Consider the following 15,804-nt stretch of genomic DNA (forward strand, 5'->3'; position numbering starts at 1 on the left):
GCCGATGAATGGCTGCGTGACTACAACGAATTTCGCCCGCATGAATCGTTGGGCGGTGTGCCGCCGGTGCAATATCTGCCCCGGTTAACCCTGGCTTCGAATGTCTACAACAAACTGTCTACTTGACGGGGAAGCTTACGGAAAGATTCAGCGATTTTGCGGATTGCTGGGTCGCCATGACCTGCGAGGTGGCGTTTTCCAGCGTATACAACGCGGGTTTGATCAGGCGCAGATACGTGGCGCCCATGCGCGTCAGTTGCAATCCGTTCGGCCCGCGGATAAAGAGCGCATGGCCCAGATAGTTCTCAAGGGTGGCGATATGTCGGCTGATCGCACTTTGCGTCACGAACAGCTCTTTACCTGCCTTGGAAAAAGACAGATGACGAGCAGCCGCGGTAAACGCGTTCAGCTCGGAGAGTGTCGGGCAGCGGCGTCGCATGGCAGGGTATGAGTTAAGCGCATGAGGCTGTTCATATTTGTGTCGGATGCATAGGGGGAGACCCCGTATCGCCTGCGCTGATTGTACCGATAGATTACGTCTTGTTTTTTCGCACCATTGAAAGTGATTAGCAATGACGCAGCTTATCGTTAGAAATTGCAGGATTCTTAATACCCGCACGCTTGCCGTCGAAGACGCGAGCAACGTGCTGATCGAAGACGGGGCGATTTCCCGTATCACCACGGAAGACCTGATTCATCCGGATGCCGACGTCATCGAGGCGCAGGGAAAAGTTCTGATGCCCGGCATGATCGACTGCCACGTGCATGTGGTCGCATCGTCGTTCAACCTGGGCCACGTCGCCAATATGCCTAACGCGCTGGTGCTGCTGCGCGCGCTGCCGATCATGCAAGGCATGCTGGACCGAGGGTTTACGTCGGTGCGTGATGCGGGCGGCGCCGATTGGGCCTTGGCGGAAGGCGTGCGCACCGGGTTGATTGACGGGCCGCGTCTGTTCTGCTCGGGCAAGGCGCTGTCGCAGACGGGCGGCCATGCCGACTTCCGGCAACGCAACGACGTTCTGGACCCGTGCCCTTGCGCGGCCAAAATCGGCAATATCGGCCGCGTCGTCGATGGCGTGGACGCGTGCCGCCTGGCAGTGCGCGAGGAAATTCTCAAGGGCGCCACGCAGATCAAGGTCATGGCCTCGGGCGGCGTGGCCTCGCCCAATGATCCGATTCAAAACATGGGGTATTCCGAAGACGAGCTGAACGCCATCGTCGAGGAGGCCGCCAACGCCAACACGTATGTCATGGCGCATGCCTACACGCCGCGCGCGATTGCGCGGGCCGTGCGCTGCGGCGTGCGCACCATCGAACACGGCAATCTGGTCGACCGCGAGACGGCCGCATTGATGAGGGAGCGCGGCGCCTACATGGTGCCGACGCTGATCACCTACGAAGGCCTGGCCAACGACGGCGAACGCTACGGCCTGCCGAAGGATTCCGTAAAGAAGATCGCCACGGTCCGCACGCACGGCCTCGCTGCGCTGCAGATTCTCGATGAAGCAGGCGTGAAGATGGGCTTCGGTAGCGATCTGCTGGGCGAGACCCATTACATGCAGGCGGACGAGCTGCTGTTGCGCAGCCGTGTGCTGGGCAACGGCAAGGTCATTCAGCAAGCCACGTTGATCGGCGCCGAAATCCTGAACCACGAGGGATTGCTGGGCGAGGTATGCGAAGGCGCCTATGCCGACCTGCTGCTGATCGACGGCAACCCGCTGGACAACATCGAACTGCTGACGCAGAGCGACTCGATCAGGCTGATCGTCAGTCGCGGCGTGGTGCACAAGAACGCTTGCTGATCTCGAATTTTTGCTTTCCCAGGAGTTGACCCATGTACTTGATATCGGACCGTCTGGAACGGTTGCCGTTTTCCCGCTTCCATCTGACGCTGCTATTGATCGGCGGACTGGGGCTGGCTTTTGAAGCCCTCGATGCGGGCATTATTGCGTTCATCATTCCGTCGCTGCGCACGCAGTGGGGCCTGACCTCGGGCCAAGTGGGTTGGATTGCCAGCAGCACCTACGTGGGTTTTCTGGTCGGCGCCTTGCTTTCCGGCATGCTGGGTGACCGATATGGCCGCAAGAAAGTGATGATGTGGGCTTTGCTTCTGTTCTGCGTGGCGACGTTCATCAACGCCTTTGCCAACAATTATCATGAGTTCTACACCCTGCGTATGATTGCCGGCATTGGCATGGGCGCGGAAGGCGCCATCATCGCGCCGTATCTGACTGAGTTCATCGGCAGCAAGTATCGCGGTCGATTCACCGGGGCGCTGGCTGGATTCTTCTCATTTGGCTTCGTGCTGTCGGCGTTGCTGGGATATTTCATTGTTCCGCTCCACGCGCAGGGCTGGCGGTGGATCATGATCATCGCTTCGGTGCCGGTGATCTTTCTGCTGTGGTGGCGCAAGTCGCTGCACGAATCGCCGCGATGGCTGGAACAAAGCGGCCAGGCGGCGCAGGCGGATCGTATTTGCACTGCCATCGAAACGCAGGTGCAACAGCAGCTGGGCCGCGAACTTCCCCCGCCCGTCGCCACCCGAAAGGCTGCGGCCTCATCATTTGCGCGGCAAGGAGCCGGCGAAAAGCTGAGGTCGCTGTTTTCGCCCGATTACCTGGGCACGACGGCGCTGGTCTGGGTTTTCTGGATCACCGTGCTGTTTTGCTATTACGCTTTTCTGGTGTGGATTCCCAGCCTGCTGGTCGCACGCGGCTTTACGATCACCAAGAGCTTTTCATACACGATCCTGATATATCTCTCGCAAGTGCCGGGCTATTTTTCGGCTGCGTATTTCAACGATCGCGTGGGCCGAAAGCACACGATCCTCGCGTACATGCTGCTGTCCTGTCTGGCAGCGCTGGGCCTGGCTTTCGCCGGCGGCGAAACCCATATCCTCGTGCTAAGCATGCTGCTCTCGTTCGGAATGAATGGCGTGATCGCCGGGCAGTATACGTATACCGCCGAGATATACCCCACGGAAATCCGCGCTACGGGCATGGGTGCCGCCTCCGCGTTTGCGCGCATCGGTTCGATTGCGTCGCCCACCATCGTCGGTGTGGCCTATCCGGTGCTGGGCTTTGGCGGCGTGTTTGCCATGATGACCGCCATTTTGCTGATCGGCGGGCTGGGCATTCTGGTCTTCGGCAAGAACACGCGTGGCGTCATGCTGGAGGATATCAACGGATGAATGACGCCATTTCATGGCGGCCGCTGGCCGATCATGCGCGCGCGCTGGCGCTGGCTGCGAGTCCGTCGGCGCAGTGGCAGGCGGTGTCGGCCATGCTGGCCGACGCTTTCGGCCACCGGCTGTTTACCGCATTGCTTTACCTGGAGCGACATGGGTTGATGAAGCGGATCCATACCTCGAATGAACGCATCAGCCCGCAGGGGGGATTCAAGGCGACGGGGCAGGGACCGTGGTCGCGGCATGTGCTGCAACAGGGGCGCATCTATGTGGCGCGCGACGAGCATGATGTGCGAACAGTATTTTCCGAGGCGCCGGCGCTGATCGCGCAGGGACTGGTTTCCTCGCTGAATATTCCGGTTCGCTATGCGGGGCAGGTAATTGGCTCGCTCAATCTCCTGGCAGGCTGCCATGCCTACGATGAGGCAGACCACGATCTGGCTGTGCTCATCGCGGGTTTGTGTGCGCCTGTTTTCCTGCAGGAAGTCGCTGCTGCCGAGGCGTCGGGCGACGCCGTAGACCGGACGGATCTGGACAGCGTCTAGACCGCCACACTGTGGCAGCCCGGTGTCATCACGATCGAGTCGTCGTTGGCAACGATGTGCCGGTGGCGCGGGCCAGTTCGGCTAGCAGCAGATCCTGAAACTGCACATCGTTGACGGCGGGATGCGGCGGTTGACGGCGCTGGTGATGCCAGTATCCGCCGCTAGTCAGCGCTTGCGCATCGCTGCTGGTGGCGAGCCATTCTTGGGTCAGATGTCCGAGGCGCAGATCATCCGGCGCGTTCGCACCGCCCATTTTGGTCGGCACCCAGCCAGGATTGACGGCATTGCTGATGACGTCGGGCCATAAGCGCGCAATGGCCGCAGCCAGCGTGGTGACGAACAGCTTGCTGTCCGAATAGCCGCCCGAGGCGGTGCGCCTCGACCAATCCATGCCGGTCAGATCCGGATGTCCGCCGGCGTGCATGGCGCTGCTCAGGTAGATCAGGCGCTTGGGGCGCTGGATCAGCGCGGTGAGCAGATAGGGTGCGACAACGTTGACGACCAATACCTTCGGGCCCGACATGATGCCGGCGTTGTGAATCACGGCATCCATCGGGCCGATTGCATTGACCTGCGCAGCGAGGTCGCGTGTCTGCGCAGGATCGGAGAGGTCGCCGATGGTCGCCCGCGCGCCCTGGTTCACGAGCTCCTGCATCGCCGACAGGCGGGCCTTGGAGCGTACATGCACCACGACATCGTGACCTTCGGCGAGCAGCGCCCTGGCCGTAGCCAGCCCCAGGCCGTCGGCGGACCCGGTGATCATCACGCGAGTCTTGCGGCTTGGATGGTGCGGTGGCATGGACGGGTGCGCCGGGCTCAGGCCGCAAGCGACGCGTTGTCGATGACGAAGCGGTACTTCACGTCGCCCTTGAGCATGCGCTCGTAGGCGTCGTTGATCTGGTCGGCGCGTATCACCTCGATATCGGCCACGATGCCGTGCTCGGCGCAGAAGTCGAGCATCTCCTGAGTTTCGGGGATGCCGCCGATCATCGAGCCGGCCAGTGTGCGGCGCTTGGTGATCAGATTGAACACCTGCGGCGAGGGGTGCGGCGTGGCCGGAGCGCCCACCAGGGTCATCGTGCCATCCCGCTTGAGCAGGTTGAAAAAAGCATCCAGATCGTGCGGCACGGCCACGGTGTTGAGAATGAAGTCGAAGCTCTTGGCGTGCGCCGCCATCTCATCGGCGTTGCGCGACACCACCACCTCGTCGGCGCCCAGGGCCAGGGCCGCGTCGCGCTTGCCTTCGGACGTGGTGAACGCCACCACGTGCGCGCCCATGGCATGCGCCAGCTTGATGCCCATGTGACCCAGGCCGCCGATGCCGACGACGCCCACCTTGTGTCCCGGTCCCACCTTCCAGTGGCGCAGGGGAGAGTAGGTGGTGATGCCCGCGCACAAGAGCGGCGCCACGGCCGCCAGTTGCTCCTGCGGATGGCGTATGCGCAGCACGTAGCGTTCGTGTACGACGATCTGCTGCGAGTAACCGCCCAGGGTGTGTCCCGGCGCATCGGGCGTGGGGCCGTTATAGGTGCCGACCATATGATCGCAATAGTTCTCGAGCCCCTCGTCGCAATCGGCGCAATGCTTGCAGCTGTCGACGATGCAGCCCACGCCGACCAGATCGCCGACCCGATGGCCCGACACATGGTTGCCGACCGCGACGACACGGCCCACGATCTCGTGGCCCGGCACGCAGGGATAAAGCGTGCCGTCCCATTCCGAACGCACCTGATGAATATCGGAATGGCATACGCCGCAATAGTCGATGGCGATTTGCACATCGTGCGCGCCGGGCGCGCGGCGGGTGATCTCGAGCGATTCGAGAGGAAGATTGCCCGCATGGGCGCCATAGGCTTTGACAGTCATGAAATTGCTCCTTGAATTGCGCTCCCTGCCCATCGCGTTACTTTAGGGCCGGAGCGTCGGCCCGGCACGGGGTCGACATTTTTTGCGCCCCCTATCTTCCTCGCCGCGCATCCGCTTGACTAGCTAATTAATACTTAAAAGCCATATAAGCTAAGCTAATCAATATTTCATGAAAGCAGATCATGGCCAGGCGCAACCTCAACGATCTTCTGTCCTTTGTCACCGTGGCGCGGGAAGGCAGTTTTACCCGCGCAGCGGCGTTGCTGGGCATCACGCAGTCGGCGCTCAGCCAGGCCATCAGCGGCTTGGAGGCCCGGCTTCAGATCCGATTGCTTACCCGCACCACGCGCAGTGTTTCGCCCACGGCAGCCGGAGAGCGTCTGCTCAAGGCCATCGGCAATCGTTTCGACGACATCGAGGCCGAGCTCGACAAGCTGACGGAGCTGCGCGACAAACCCGCCGGTACGGTGCGAATTACCTGCGGCGACTATTCGCTGCACAGCATCCTGCTGCCCAAGCTCACGCCCTTGCTGCGCGAATACCCGGAAATCAAGCTGGAATTCGACGTGAACTACGGATTTCGCGACATCGTGGCCGATCGCTTCGACGCGGGCGTGCGGCTGGGCAACACCATAGACAAAGACATGATCGCCGTGCCCATCGGCCCGCCGCTGCGCATGGCGGTGGTAGCGTCGCCGGAATATTTTCGCGCGCACCCGGCGCCCAAAGCGCCGAACGACCTCATGTCGCATGATTGCATCAACCAGCGCATGGTGACGTCGGGCGGACTGTACGTCTGGGATTTCGAGCGCCGCGGGCGGCAGATCAATGTTCGCGTGAACGGCACGCTGACCTTCAACACCACGCGGCCACAGGTCGAAGCGGCGCTGGCCGGCCTGGGCATCGCGCTGCTTCCCGAAGATGAACTGATGCCGCACATCGAGGCGGGCCGGCTCGTGCGGGTATTGGAGGATTGGTGCCCGAAATTCGAGGGCTACCATCTTTACTATCCCAGCCGTCGGCAAAAAACGCCCGCGTTCGCGCTTATCGTCGATGCGCTGCGCTATTCGTCCGGCTAGCACGAACCGTGCAACTCGCATTGCGCGCGCATCGGTATGCAAATCCGATAAATCCCATGGCCGGCAGTTTTCGCTGCTATATTTATCGAAGATTCAATACGAAATAAATAATTTCAATATTTTTCAAGATTCGGATTTATCAGACCTCAACGTCAAGTTGCATGATTCGGCGGCCGAACGTGGCCAGTTCACATGCCTGCTCGTAAGCTATTTAGCTTTGCACTGATCCTGATCACCCTGATTGTGATCGGGCTTTCCGGCATGCTGGGCTGGCGCACCATTCGCCAGATGGGCGATCTGAAGACCAGCATCACGCGCATCGAGGCGATCGAGGCCTTGGCAAACGTCCAGGGGCTCCTTTCTCTGGAGCGCGGCGTGTCCACCCTGGCGCTGACCAATGCCGGGTCCGGCAGCGCTGCCGACAGAATGGCCGCCTTGCACCAGGCGCGTAAAAATACCGATGAAGTCATAGCCGCGCTGCTCGCGCATACCGGCGAACTGGCCGCAGCGGACACGGCCGAGGCAAGTTTGCTGATCAGTGCCAGGGAGCTGGCCGCCCGAGTGGCCGCAAGCCGGGATTTCTGCGACGAACAGCTCGGCTTGCCCGCCGCGGGGCATGGCGATGCCGCGCGGCAACTGATCAGCCGGATGAACGACATCAATGCGCGGGCCGCAGACCTGTTGCACGGCCAAGTGGACAAGCTCGCGTTCGTCAATGGCCCGGCCTATGCCGCCAGCCAGATCGCCAGCCAGGCGTCGGATCTGCGTGCCGTCGCCGGAGCGCAGGCAGGCCTGCTGGAAGAGTGGCTGGTAGAAGGCAGGCCGGTCGATCCTGTCGATCGGGATCGCTTTCTGCGCTACGAGGGACGGGTGCAGCAGATCTGGGCGGGGTTGCTCATCGTGCGCAAGGGGCTCGCCCTTTCGCCCGGCCTATGGGGTGCCATTACCCAGGTCGATACCGGTTTCATGGCACCCTTTCAGGCGATCAAGCAGAGGTTGGTGCCGCATTTTTCGGACGGCGCTTTTCCGATCAGCGTGCCGGCTTATCGTGCGGCGGTGCTGCCCCTCTACTCGTCTATTCTCGACCTGCGCGACCAGGCTTACGCGACGGCGCTAGGCGACGTCCGCGCGGCCTATGGTCAGGCCAGAGCACAGGTAATCGCGTCGATCATCGCAGCGTTGTTGGCGCTGACCGCGCTGCGCGCCATCTTCGTTCGCGTCAACCGGAAGCTGACCAGCCTGGCCACGCACGATGCGCTGAGCGGGCTGCCGAACCGCCTTCTGCTCAAGGACAGGCTGGGCCAGATGCTGGAAAAGGCGCAGCGCGGCGGCGGGCGCTTCGCCTTGATGTTTCTGGACATCGACGACTTCAAGACCGTCAATGACTCCCGCGGGCATCATGTCGGCGATCAACTGCTGATTGCCGTTTCCCGATGCATCTGCGACAAGCTGCGCGCCCAGGACACCGTCGCCCGCGTCGGCGGAGACGAGTTCGTGCTGCTGACGGAAATCCGGGATCCGGACGATGCCGCGACGGTTGCCCAGAAACTGATATCTGCCATCTCCCAATCGATCATGGTGGTCGGCCATGAGCTGCACGTGACCGCCAGCATCGGCATCGCGGTCTATCCTTTCGACGGCACGACCCAGCATGACCTGATGATTCATGCCGACACTGCCATGTACCACGCCAAGCAGCGCGGCAAGAACAGCTATTGCTTCTACGACGCGGCAATGAACGCCGACGTCCAGGATCACCTGTCGCTGCTGAACGATCTGCGCGTGGCCCTGGATCGGGGCGAACTCGAACTGCACTATCAGCCTAAATTCCTCGCGTCCAATAGCACCGTCTGCGGAGCCGAAGCCCTGCTGCGCTGGCGTCACCCGGCGCGAGGATTCATTGCGCCCGATACATTCATTCCGCTTTCCGAAAAAAACGGCCTGATCATTCCGATCGGCGCCTGGGTGCTGGACGAGGCCTGCCGGCAAATGGCCCAGTGGCACCGGGACGGTCATGGCGATTGGACGATTGCCGTCAATCTTTCTCCGCTGCAGTTCTGTCACGCTCGCCTGATCGAGGTTGTAAGCGATGCGCTCGACCGCCATGCGCTGCGGCCTGGCAGCCTCACGCTCGAAATAACGGAAACCACCGCGATGCGCGACGCGCAGGAGAGCGTCGCCATTCTGGATCAGCTTGCCGCCATGGGGGTGCAGATATCCATCGACGATTTCGGCACGGGGTATTCCAGCCTGCTCTATCTGAAGCGCCTTCCCGCCACCGAGCTCAAGATCGACCGCAGTTTCGTCATGTCTCTGGTGCCGGACTCCGACGATGCCGCCATTGTCTCGTCCATCATCGCCCTGGGCCAGACACTGAACATGCACGTCGTTGCCGAGGGCGTCGAAACCGAGGCGCAGCGCAGCTTGCTCACGCAGCTGGGCTGTCATAGCCTGCAAGGCTATCTGCTGGGCAAGCCCATGCCCGCGTCGTCGTTCTGCGAGGCGGCGGCTGCGGCCGATGCGGCGCCGCGGGCGGCCTGATCCGCGGCGCCGGGTTGATGCGCGCCGGGGAGTAGGTCATGATTGTCCAATACCAAGGAGACATTCTCGTGCGTGAACGCTTTATCGCCCATCTGAGCGCCACTCTGGACCAAATCCGCGCCGACGGCTTTTACAAGACCGAACGCGTCATCGAAAGCCCGCAATCGGCCCGGATTCGCCTGACCTCGGGCCCCGATGTGCTCAATTTTTGCGCCAACAACTATCTCGGGCTTGCCGACGACGCGCGGCTCATCCGCGCCGCGCAGGAAGGGCTGGACCGCTACGGTTTCGGTATGGCTTCGGTGCGCTTTATCTGCGGCACGCAATCGGTGCACAAGCAACTGGAGTCGGCCATTTCCGCCTTCCTGGGAACAGACGACACGATTCTGTACGGCAGCTGCTTCGACGCCAACGGCGGGCTGTTCGAAACCTTGATGTCCGACGAAGACGCGATCATCTCCGACGAGCTCAACCATGCATCGATCATCGACGGCGTTCGCCTGAGCAAGGCCCGGCGCTATCGTTATCGCAACAACGACATGGCCGACCTGGAAGCGCAGCTCAAGGCGGCCGACGCGGCCGGCGCGCGCTTCAAATTGATCGCGACGGACGGCGTTTTTTCCATGGACGGCGTCATCGCCGATCTCAAATCCATCTGCGATCTGGCCGACCGGTACGGCGCGCTCGTCATGGTCGACGATTCTCATGCCGTGGGCTTCGTCGGCGCTCGTGGCCGCGGAACGCCGGAATATTGCGGCGTGCAGGGCCGCGTCGACATCATCACGGGCACGCTGGGCAAGGCGCTGGGCGGCGCATCCGGCGGCTATACCTCGGGCCACAATAAAATCATCGAGCTGCTGCGCCAGCGTTCCCGCCCGTACCTGTTTTCCAACACGCTGGCGCCGTCCATCGCTGCGGCCTCGATCAAAGTTCTTGAACTGCTGGATAGCCCGGAAGGCGAGACGCTGCGCCGCCGCGTGCGCGAAAACGGCGAGCACTTCCGCCGCGAGATGAGCAGGCTCGGTTTCGCGCTGGCGGGCAAGGACCACCCCATCATTCCCGTCATGCTGGGCGACGCGCAACTGGCGTCCCGCATGGCCGATGCGCTTCTGGCCGACGGCATCTACGTCATCGGTTTTTCTTATCCCGTGGTGCCCAAGGGCCGCGCGCGCATCCGCACGCAAATGAGCGCCGCCCACACTGCCCAGCAGATCGACTGCGCCATCGATGCCTTCGCCAAGGCGGGCAAGGCCGCAGGCGCGATCGCCTGAGTCATCGCATCCAGGACACGCCATGAAAGCATTGAGCAAGCTGACCCCTTCCGTCGGACTGACGCTGACTACCGTGAAGAAGCCAGAAGTGGGCCACAACGACGTATTGATCAAGATAAAAAAGACCGCCATCTGCGGCACCGACATCCATATCTGGAAGTGGGACGACTGGGCGCAGAAAACCATTCCCGTTCCCATGCACGTGGGACATGAATACGTCGGCCATATCGTGGCCATGGGGCAGGAAGTGCGCGGCTTCGAGATCGGCGACCGCGTTTCCGGCGAAGGCCACATCACCTGCGGATTTTGCCGCAATTGCCGCGCCGGCCGCCGCCATCTGTGCCGCAATACGGTGGGCGTGGGCGTGAACCGCGCCGGCGCGTTCGCCGAGTACCTGGTGATTCCGGCCTTCAACGCCTTCAAGATACCCGATGGCATCTCCGACGACTTGGCCGCGATCTTCGATCCCTTCGGCAATGCCACGCATACGGCATTGTCGTTCAACCTCGTGGGCGAAGACGTGCTCATCACAGGCGCCGGCCCTATCGGCATCATGGCCGTGGCCATCGCGCGGCACGTGGGGGCGCGCAACGTCGTGATCACCGACGTCAACGACTATCGCCTGGACCTTGCCCGCAAGATGGGCGCCTCGCGCGTCGTAAACGTCGGACGCGAAAAGCTGCACGATGTCATGCAGGATCTGCACATGACCGAAGGCTTCGACGTCGGCCTGGAGATGTCAGGCGTGCCCGCCGCATTTACCTCGATGCTGGAGTGCATGAATCACGGCGGCAAGGTGGCGCTATTGGGCATACCGCCGGCCAATACCGCCATCGACTGGAACCAGGTCATCTTCAAAGGCCTGGAGATCAAGGGCATCTATGGCCGCGAGATGTTCGAGACCTGGTACAAGATGGTTGCCATGCTGCAAAGCGGCCTGGATCTGAGCCCCATCATTACGCACCATTATCCCGTGGCGGAATACGAAGCGGGCTTCAACGCGATGCTGTCGGGCCAAAGCGGCAAGGTAATTCTGGACTGGGAAAGCATGGCCGCCTGATTCGCAGACCTTGTCTTTCAGGCGCCGCCGCCGGGCCTCATGGCCAGCGGCGGCCGCGGCAGCCTAGCTGCCAGCATCACCAGGGCAAGGAGCACAATGCCGCTGACGATGCCGAGAAAGCGCTGCAGGCCGGCGTCGACGTCGACGGCGCTGTACGAATCGGGCACGAGCACGAAAAGAAAGACGAGCGCGAACTGCGTGCCGATGTAGGTTCCCCCCGTGCGCGAATTTTCGATATGGCGGCCGATGACGATGCCCGCCATGGTCAGCAGCCACAGCAAAACCGTGGATTGGTGCAGGGTCAGCAGCCCGGCGGTCGCAAGCAGGCCGCCCGCCATGCAGCCTGCAAAGCGATGCGCCATCCGCTTCACGGTCTGACTGTTCGCGGCTTCCAGCTTGTCCTGCGGCATCATGAGCACGGCCAGTATCGTGACGGCTGCCTGTGCAGGGTAGGGCAGATGCAGAAATTTCGATGCGAATGGCAAGAGCGCCAAGGCGACGCCTCCCTTGAGCGCATGCATGCCTACTTTTTTGCGCCAGCGCCGCGGCGTCGCGGACGGCGGCGCAGCAGAAGGGGCGTGCGCCGAAGCAAAGGCGCGTTTGACGATCGCGGCGCATAGCGCGCTGGCGCCGATGCCGCAGATCGTTCCGGTGGTGACTTCGGCGATCCGGGATATGGCAAAGCCGATCAGGCGCGAGTGCGAACCCGCCAGCGGTTCGATCACCACCATCGCGAATGTGATGCCCGCGAACAGCCAGGCGTAGCCGCTGCGCTCTGTCAGCGCAAGATACAGCGTTGCGGCGCCGACGATCGCGAGCACGGCAGACAGCAGCGCGCTCGAGGCAAGTACCTGGGCAGGCAGGAAAAGCGCTCCGGCGGCGCCCACTGCGGTGCCGGCGATGCGCAGCAAGCCGCGCTGCAGCGAGAGCGAGATGTTCGGACGCATGACCATATAGGCGCTGAACGCGGCCCATCCGATGTTTTGCTCGCCCAGGGCGTGCGCGCAGGCGATCGACAACAGCACGGCGGCCACCGCGGCGGTTTCGTCCAGCGTGCGCGGGGCCGAGCGCGCGATGTCGCGCAGATCGCGCGCGATGTCGCTTGCAAGGCTGCGGATCGCGGCGAACGAACGGGTGACGTAGTTCATGGGCCGGATTCAACCTTATTTTCGATGCGCAATCCAGCGCGCCGGCCAGATTCCGGTATCGACCAGTCTGCGCAGTTGCTGGGTGATCAGTTCGACGGTTGCCGCGGTCGCGGGCGTGACGGGGCGCGTGAGCGACGTGGCGCAGATCACCCGCCTGGAGATGGCGGGCCGACGCAGCGGTGTGACGGCCAGCGAGCCTGCCGCGAGCTCATCGGCGACGGATCCGGGAGAAAGAATGGTCGCGGCCATTCCGGTCTGGACGGCTTTTTTAATATTGGGCAGGGAATCGACTTCGGCGATGACGTCCAGCGTCACGTTGGCGCGAGCGCACGCGTCGTCGACGATGCGTCGCAGTCCATGTTCTTTTGACGGCAAAAGCAGGCGCTGGCCTGCGAGCTTGCTCAGAGGCAGAAAGCCGGCTTGCGGAATCAGGTCGGGTCGGGTCACGAGCGCCAGCCTTTCTTCGAGCAACGGCTGGCTGGACAGCGTAGGGTCGTGGCTTGCCGCGAAGAGCACAGATATATCCAGGCGTCCGGACTTGAGCCACTCGCTCAGAAAGCCGCTATGGCTTTCGATGATCTTCAGCCTGATCCGCGGGTACTGCTCGTGAGCCGCCCGCAGCACCGGCAGTGTGGCCACCAGCGCCACGGTGGTCGGCAGTCCGATCGATACCTCGCCTTGGATTTCCGTTTCGGCCCGTTGGACTGCGTCGCGAGCGCGTTCGACATCGGCCAGCACGATCCGGGCGTGTTCGAGCAAGGCTTTTCCCGCATCGGTCAGGGTCATGCCCCGGTTGGACCGAAGGAACAGCTTGGCGTCCAGCTCCGACTCGAGCGCAGCCATGCTCTGGCTTAGCGCAGGTTGGGCGATATGGAGCGACCGCGATGCGGCCAGCACGCCGCCGGCCTCGTGGATCCCGATCAAATAGCGCAGCTGGCGCAGTTCCACTATTGATATTTCATATAAAAGATAGACGGACAATCTATTTTACAGATATGAATCGGGCGACCACAATACCGACGAGGAGTGACTTATGGCACCTATGCAATCGCAATCCGAATCCGATGAATCGAGCGCGCTGCTTCACGGCATCCGCGTCGTCGACCTGTCACGGCTGGTATCGGGAAACCTGATGACCCACGTGTTCGCAGACCTGGGCGCCACGGTAATCAAGGTCGAACCCCCGGGAAAAGGCGATGAACTGCGGGCTTGGCAGCGCGAGGGCATGAGCACGTACTGGATGGCGTACTGCCGCAATAAGCAGAGCGTGGCGCTGGATCTGAGATCGGATGCGGGCAAGCAGGCGTTGAGAGGCTTGCTGCAGAACGCCGACGTCCTGGTCGAGAATTTCCGGCCGGGTACGCTGGAAAAGATGGGGCTGGGCAAGGACGTCTTGCAGAAAATCAGGCCCGGGCTCGTCGTGGTGCGCATTTCGGGATGGGGGCAAACGGGCTCCTATGCAGGCAAGGGCGGTTTCGGTTCGCTGATCGAGGCGATGAGCGGTTTCGCGGCGATGAACGGTTTTCCGGACAGCCCTCCGGTATTGCCTCCCTTTGCCATGGCCGATTCCGTTGCAGGCATCTATGGCGCGACGCTTGCGCTGGCGGCGCTGCGGCGCCGGGATGCCGACCGGAACGCCGGCCTGCAGGAAATCGATCTGTCGCTTTTCGAGCCGCTGTTTTCCATTCTCGGCCCTCAGGCGGCGGAATATCAGCTGACCGGCAAGGTGACGCCCCGATCGGGCAGCCGCTCGCCGACCCATGCGCCCCGCAATGTCTACAAGACCAAAGACGAGCGCTGGATAGCGCTCTCGGCCGGAATGCAGGGCACGCTGTCGCGGCTTTTCGAGGGCATCGGATACCCCCAGGGGTTGAGCGATCCCCGCTTCTCGACCCACGAGGCGCGCTTGCGCAACATCGATGCGCTGGACGCGCTCATCCAGGAGCATCTCGCAACGCTGACGCTCGATGAGGCGCTGGCGTTCTTCGCCGAGCGCGACATCACTGCCGGGCCGGTCTGCGATATCGCGGATCTGCTCGCGCATCCCTACGTGCTGGAGCGAGACATGTTGGTGGAGCAGACGGCACCCGACGGCCGCAAGATTCTCGTGCATGCGCCGCCGTATCGGATCAACGGCGCTAGGCCCCGCATCAATCGACCTGCGCCCACGTTGGGTCAGGATTCGGATCGCTGGCTGCAAGACGGCGCCGGTGCCGCATAACGTCTTTTGTGGAAATCTCATGAGCCTTCCCAATCTTGTCCGGTCGTTTCTGTTCGTCCCGGCCGCCAATGAAAAGCTGCTGGCCAGTGCGCTGATACGGCCTGCGGACGCGATCATCCTCGACCTGGAAGATGGAACTCATCCTTCGATGCGCGATGCTGCACGGTCTTTGATCGCGCAATCCATCGCAAGAATCAAGGTCGAGCGCAAAATTGCCGCCGTGCGGATCAATGCCGACTGGCTGACCGCCGTGCAGGATCTGAATGCGGTCGTCGATGGTGGCCCGGACATCATTGTCCTGCCCAAGGTCGAGCATCCGCGCGATGTGCATATCTTGAGCCAGATCGTGGATGTGCTCGAGACGCAGGCTCAACTGCCCGCGCCGCATGCTCGGCTATTGCTGCAAATCGAAAGCGCGAAGGCGCTGCCGCAGGTTTACGAGATCGCCAAAGCATCGCCGCGCATCATGGGGATGATGCTGGGCAGCGAGGACTATTCGTTGGATTGCGGCGCCATCCCGACGCCGGACTCGCTGTTCTTTGCCAGCATGACCGTGCTGAACGCCGCGAGGGCGGCCGGAATACAGCCCATCGGGCTGGTCGATTCGATTGCGAATCTGGGCGATCTGGACGCATTCGCGGGCGTACTGAGTCGCGCCAGGGCGCTGGGCTTTCGCGGCGCGGTGGTGGTGCATCCCAAGTTTCTGGACGCGATCAATGCATGCTATACGCCAACGCCCGAGCAGATCGGGCAGGCTCGCGATATCGTCCAATGCTTCGAGGCGGCGTTCCGGCAGGGCCTGGGCGCTGTCAAAGTGGGCGATCTGATGGTCGACAAGCCTGTGTATGAGCGCGCGCTCGAATGCCTGAAGGAGGCGCGCGCCTGA

15 protein-coding genes are annotated in these 15,804 nt (G+C 62.3%); 10 read left to right on the top strand and 5 right to left on the bottom strand.

Annotated elements, in window-relative coordinates; all coding sequences use genetic code 11:
- A partial coding sequence (locus ACTHJ1_RS07960; protein ID WP_440188762.1) for an integrase core domain-containing protein occupies window positions 1-126 on the top strand: 126 nt, incomplete at its 5' end.
- On the opposite strand, the gene ACTHJ1_RS07965 is transcribed toward ACTHJ1_RS07960, so the two are convergent.
- On the bottom strand, window positions 119-439 hold the full coding sequence (locus tag ACTHJ1_RS07965; protein ID WP_440190292.1) for a LysR family transcriptional regulator: 321 nt from the start codon (window positions 437-439) through the stop codon (window positions 119-121). The two genes, ACTHJ1_RS07960 and ACTHJ1_RS07965, sit on opposite strands and share 8 nt — an antisense overlap.
- 133 nt (window positions 440-572) lie before the next feature.
- Between ACTHJ1_RS07965 and ACTHJ1_RS07970 the strand changes: the two genes are divergently transcribed.
- From ACTHJ1_RS07970 to ACTHJ1_RS07980, 3 genes are read left to right on the top strand one after another with little or no spacing between them, the layout of a single operon-like run.
- On the top strand, window positions 573-1,802 hold the full coding sequence (locus ACTHJ1_RS07970) for an amidohydrolase family protein (RefSeq protein WP_440190295.1): 1,230 nt from the start codon (window positions 573-575) through the stop codon (window positions 1,800-1,802).
- A gap of 32 nt (window positions 1,803-1,834) precedes the next feature.
- Window positions 1,835-3,190: an MFS transporter gene (locus tag ACTHJ1_RS07975; RefSeq protein ID WP_440190298.1), complete on the top strand. Its 1,356-nt coding sequence runs from the start codon at window positions 1,835-1,837 to the stop codon at window positions 3,188-3,190.
- On the top strand, window positions 3,187-3,732 hold the full coding sequence (locus tag ACTHJ1_RS07980; RefSeq protein WP_440190301.1) for a GAF domain-containing protein: 546 nt from the start codon (window positions 3,187-3,189) through the stop codon (window positions 3,730-3,732). The genes ACTHJ1_RS07975 and ACTHJ1_RS07980 overlap by 4 nt, the downstream gene beginning before the upstream one ends.
- A 28-nt stretch (window positions 3,733-3,760) precedes the next feature.
- Here the strand turns inward: ACTHJ1_RS07980 and ACTHJ1_RS07985 are convergent, their stop codons facing one another.
- Together ACTHJ1_RS07985 and ACTHJ1_RS07990 are read right to left on the bottom strand one after the other, a co-directional pair.
- Entirely contained in the window at window positions 3,761-4,495 is a 735-nt protein-coding gene (locus ACTHJ1_RS07985; protein ID WP_440190304.1) for an SDR family NAD(P)-dependent oxidoreductase, read from the bottom strand.
- Between the two features lie 53 nt (window positions 4,496-4,548).
- On the bottom strand, window positions 4,549-5,598 hold the full coding sequence (locus ACTHJ1_RS07990; RefSeq protein ID WP_440190307.1) for an NAD(P)-dependent alcohol dehydrogenase: 1,050 nt from the start codon (window positions 5,596-5,598) through the stop codon (window positions 4,549-4,551).
- A 182-nt stretch (window positions 5,599-5,780) separates the two neighbouring features.
- Between ACTHJ1_RS07990 and ACTHJ1_RS07995 the strand changes: the two genes are divergently transcribed.
- The 4 genes from ACTHJ1_RS07995 to tdh all read left to right on the top strand — a co-directional run bounded on the left by ACTHJ1_RS07995 (window position 5,781) and on the right by tdh (window position 11,549).
- Window positions 5,781-6,677: a LysR family transcriptional regulator gene (locus tag ACTHJ1_RS07995; RefSeq protein ID WP_440190310.1), complete on the top strand. Its 897-nt coding sequence runs from the start codon at window positions 5,781-5,783 to the stop codon at window positions 6,675-6,677.
- A 192-nt stretch (window positions 6,678-6,869) separates the two neighbouring features.
- Window positions 6,870-9,218: a putative bifunctional diguanylate cyclase/phosphodiesterase gene (locus ACTHJ1_RS08000; protein WP_440190313.1), complete on the top strand. Its 2,349-nt coding sequence runs from the start codon at window positions 6,870-6,872 to the stop codon at window positions 9,216-9,218.
- Window positions 9,219-9,256: 38 nt separating this feature from the next.
- A complete protein-coding gene (locus ACTHJ1_RS08005) occupies window positions 9,257-10,489 on the top strand; it encodes a glycine C-acetyltransferase (protein WP_440190316.1) in 1,233 nt (410 codons plus the stop codon).
- Window positions 10,490-10,511: 22 nt separating this feature from the next.
- The gene (gene tdh, locus ACTHJ1_RS08010) at window positions 10,512-11,549 is read left to right on the top strand and encodes an L-threonine 3-dehydrogenase (RefSeq protein WP_440190319.1); all 1,038 of its coding nucleotides are present in this window, start codon (window positions 10,512-10,514) and stop codon (window positions 11,547-11,549) included.
- A gap of 17 nt (window positions 11,550-11,566) precedes the next feature.
- Here the strand turns inward: tdh and ACTHJ1_RS08015 are convergent, their stop codons facing one another.
- The gene (locus ACTHJ1_RS08015) at window positions 11,567-12,697 is read right to left on the bottom strand and encodes an FUSC family protein (protein WP_440190322.1); all 1,131 of its coding nucleotides are present in this window, start codon (window positions 12,695-12,697) and stop codon (window positions 11,567-11,569) included.
- A 15-nt stretch (window positions 12,698-12,712) separates the two neighbouring features.
- On the bottom strand, window positions 12,713-13,645 hold the full coding sequence (locus ACTHJ1_RS08020; RefSeq protein WP_440190325.1) for a LysR family transcriptional regulator: 933 nt from the start codon (window positions 13,643-13,645) through the stop codon (window positions 12,713-12,715).
- Between the two features lie 85 nt (window positions 13,646-13,730).
- Between ACTHJ1_RS08020 and ACTHJ1_RS08025 the strand changes: the two genes are divergently transcribed.
- Window positions 13,731-14,918, top strand: a complete 1,188-nt coding sequence (locus ACTHJ1_RS08025) for a CaiB/BaiF CoA transferase family protein (RefSeq protein ID WP_440190328.1) — start codon at window positions 13,731-13,733, stop codon at window positions 14,916-14,918.
- Complete coding sequence (locus tag ACTHJ1_RS08030) at window positions 14,809-15,804, top strand: HpcH/HpaI aldolase/citrate lyase family protein (protein ID WP_440190331.1); 996 nt, start codon at window positions 14,809-14,811, stop codon at window positions 15,802-15,804. The genes ACTHJ1_RS08025 and ACTHJ1_RS08030 overlap by 110 nt, the downstream gene beginning before the upstream one ends.

It is taken from the genome of Bordetella sp. (assembly GCF_051960075.1).
In the GTDB taxonomy this organism is placed as follows: domain Bacteria; phylum Pseudomonadota; class Gammaproteobacteria; order Burkholderiales; family Burkholderiaceae_B; genus Bordetella.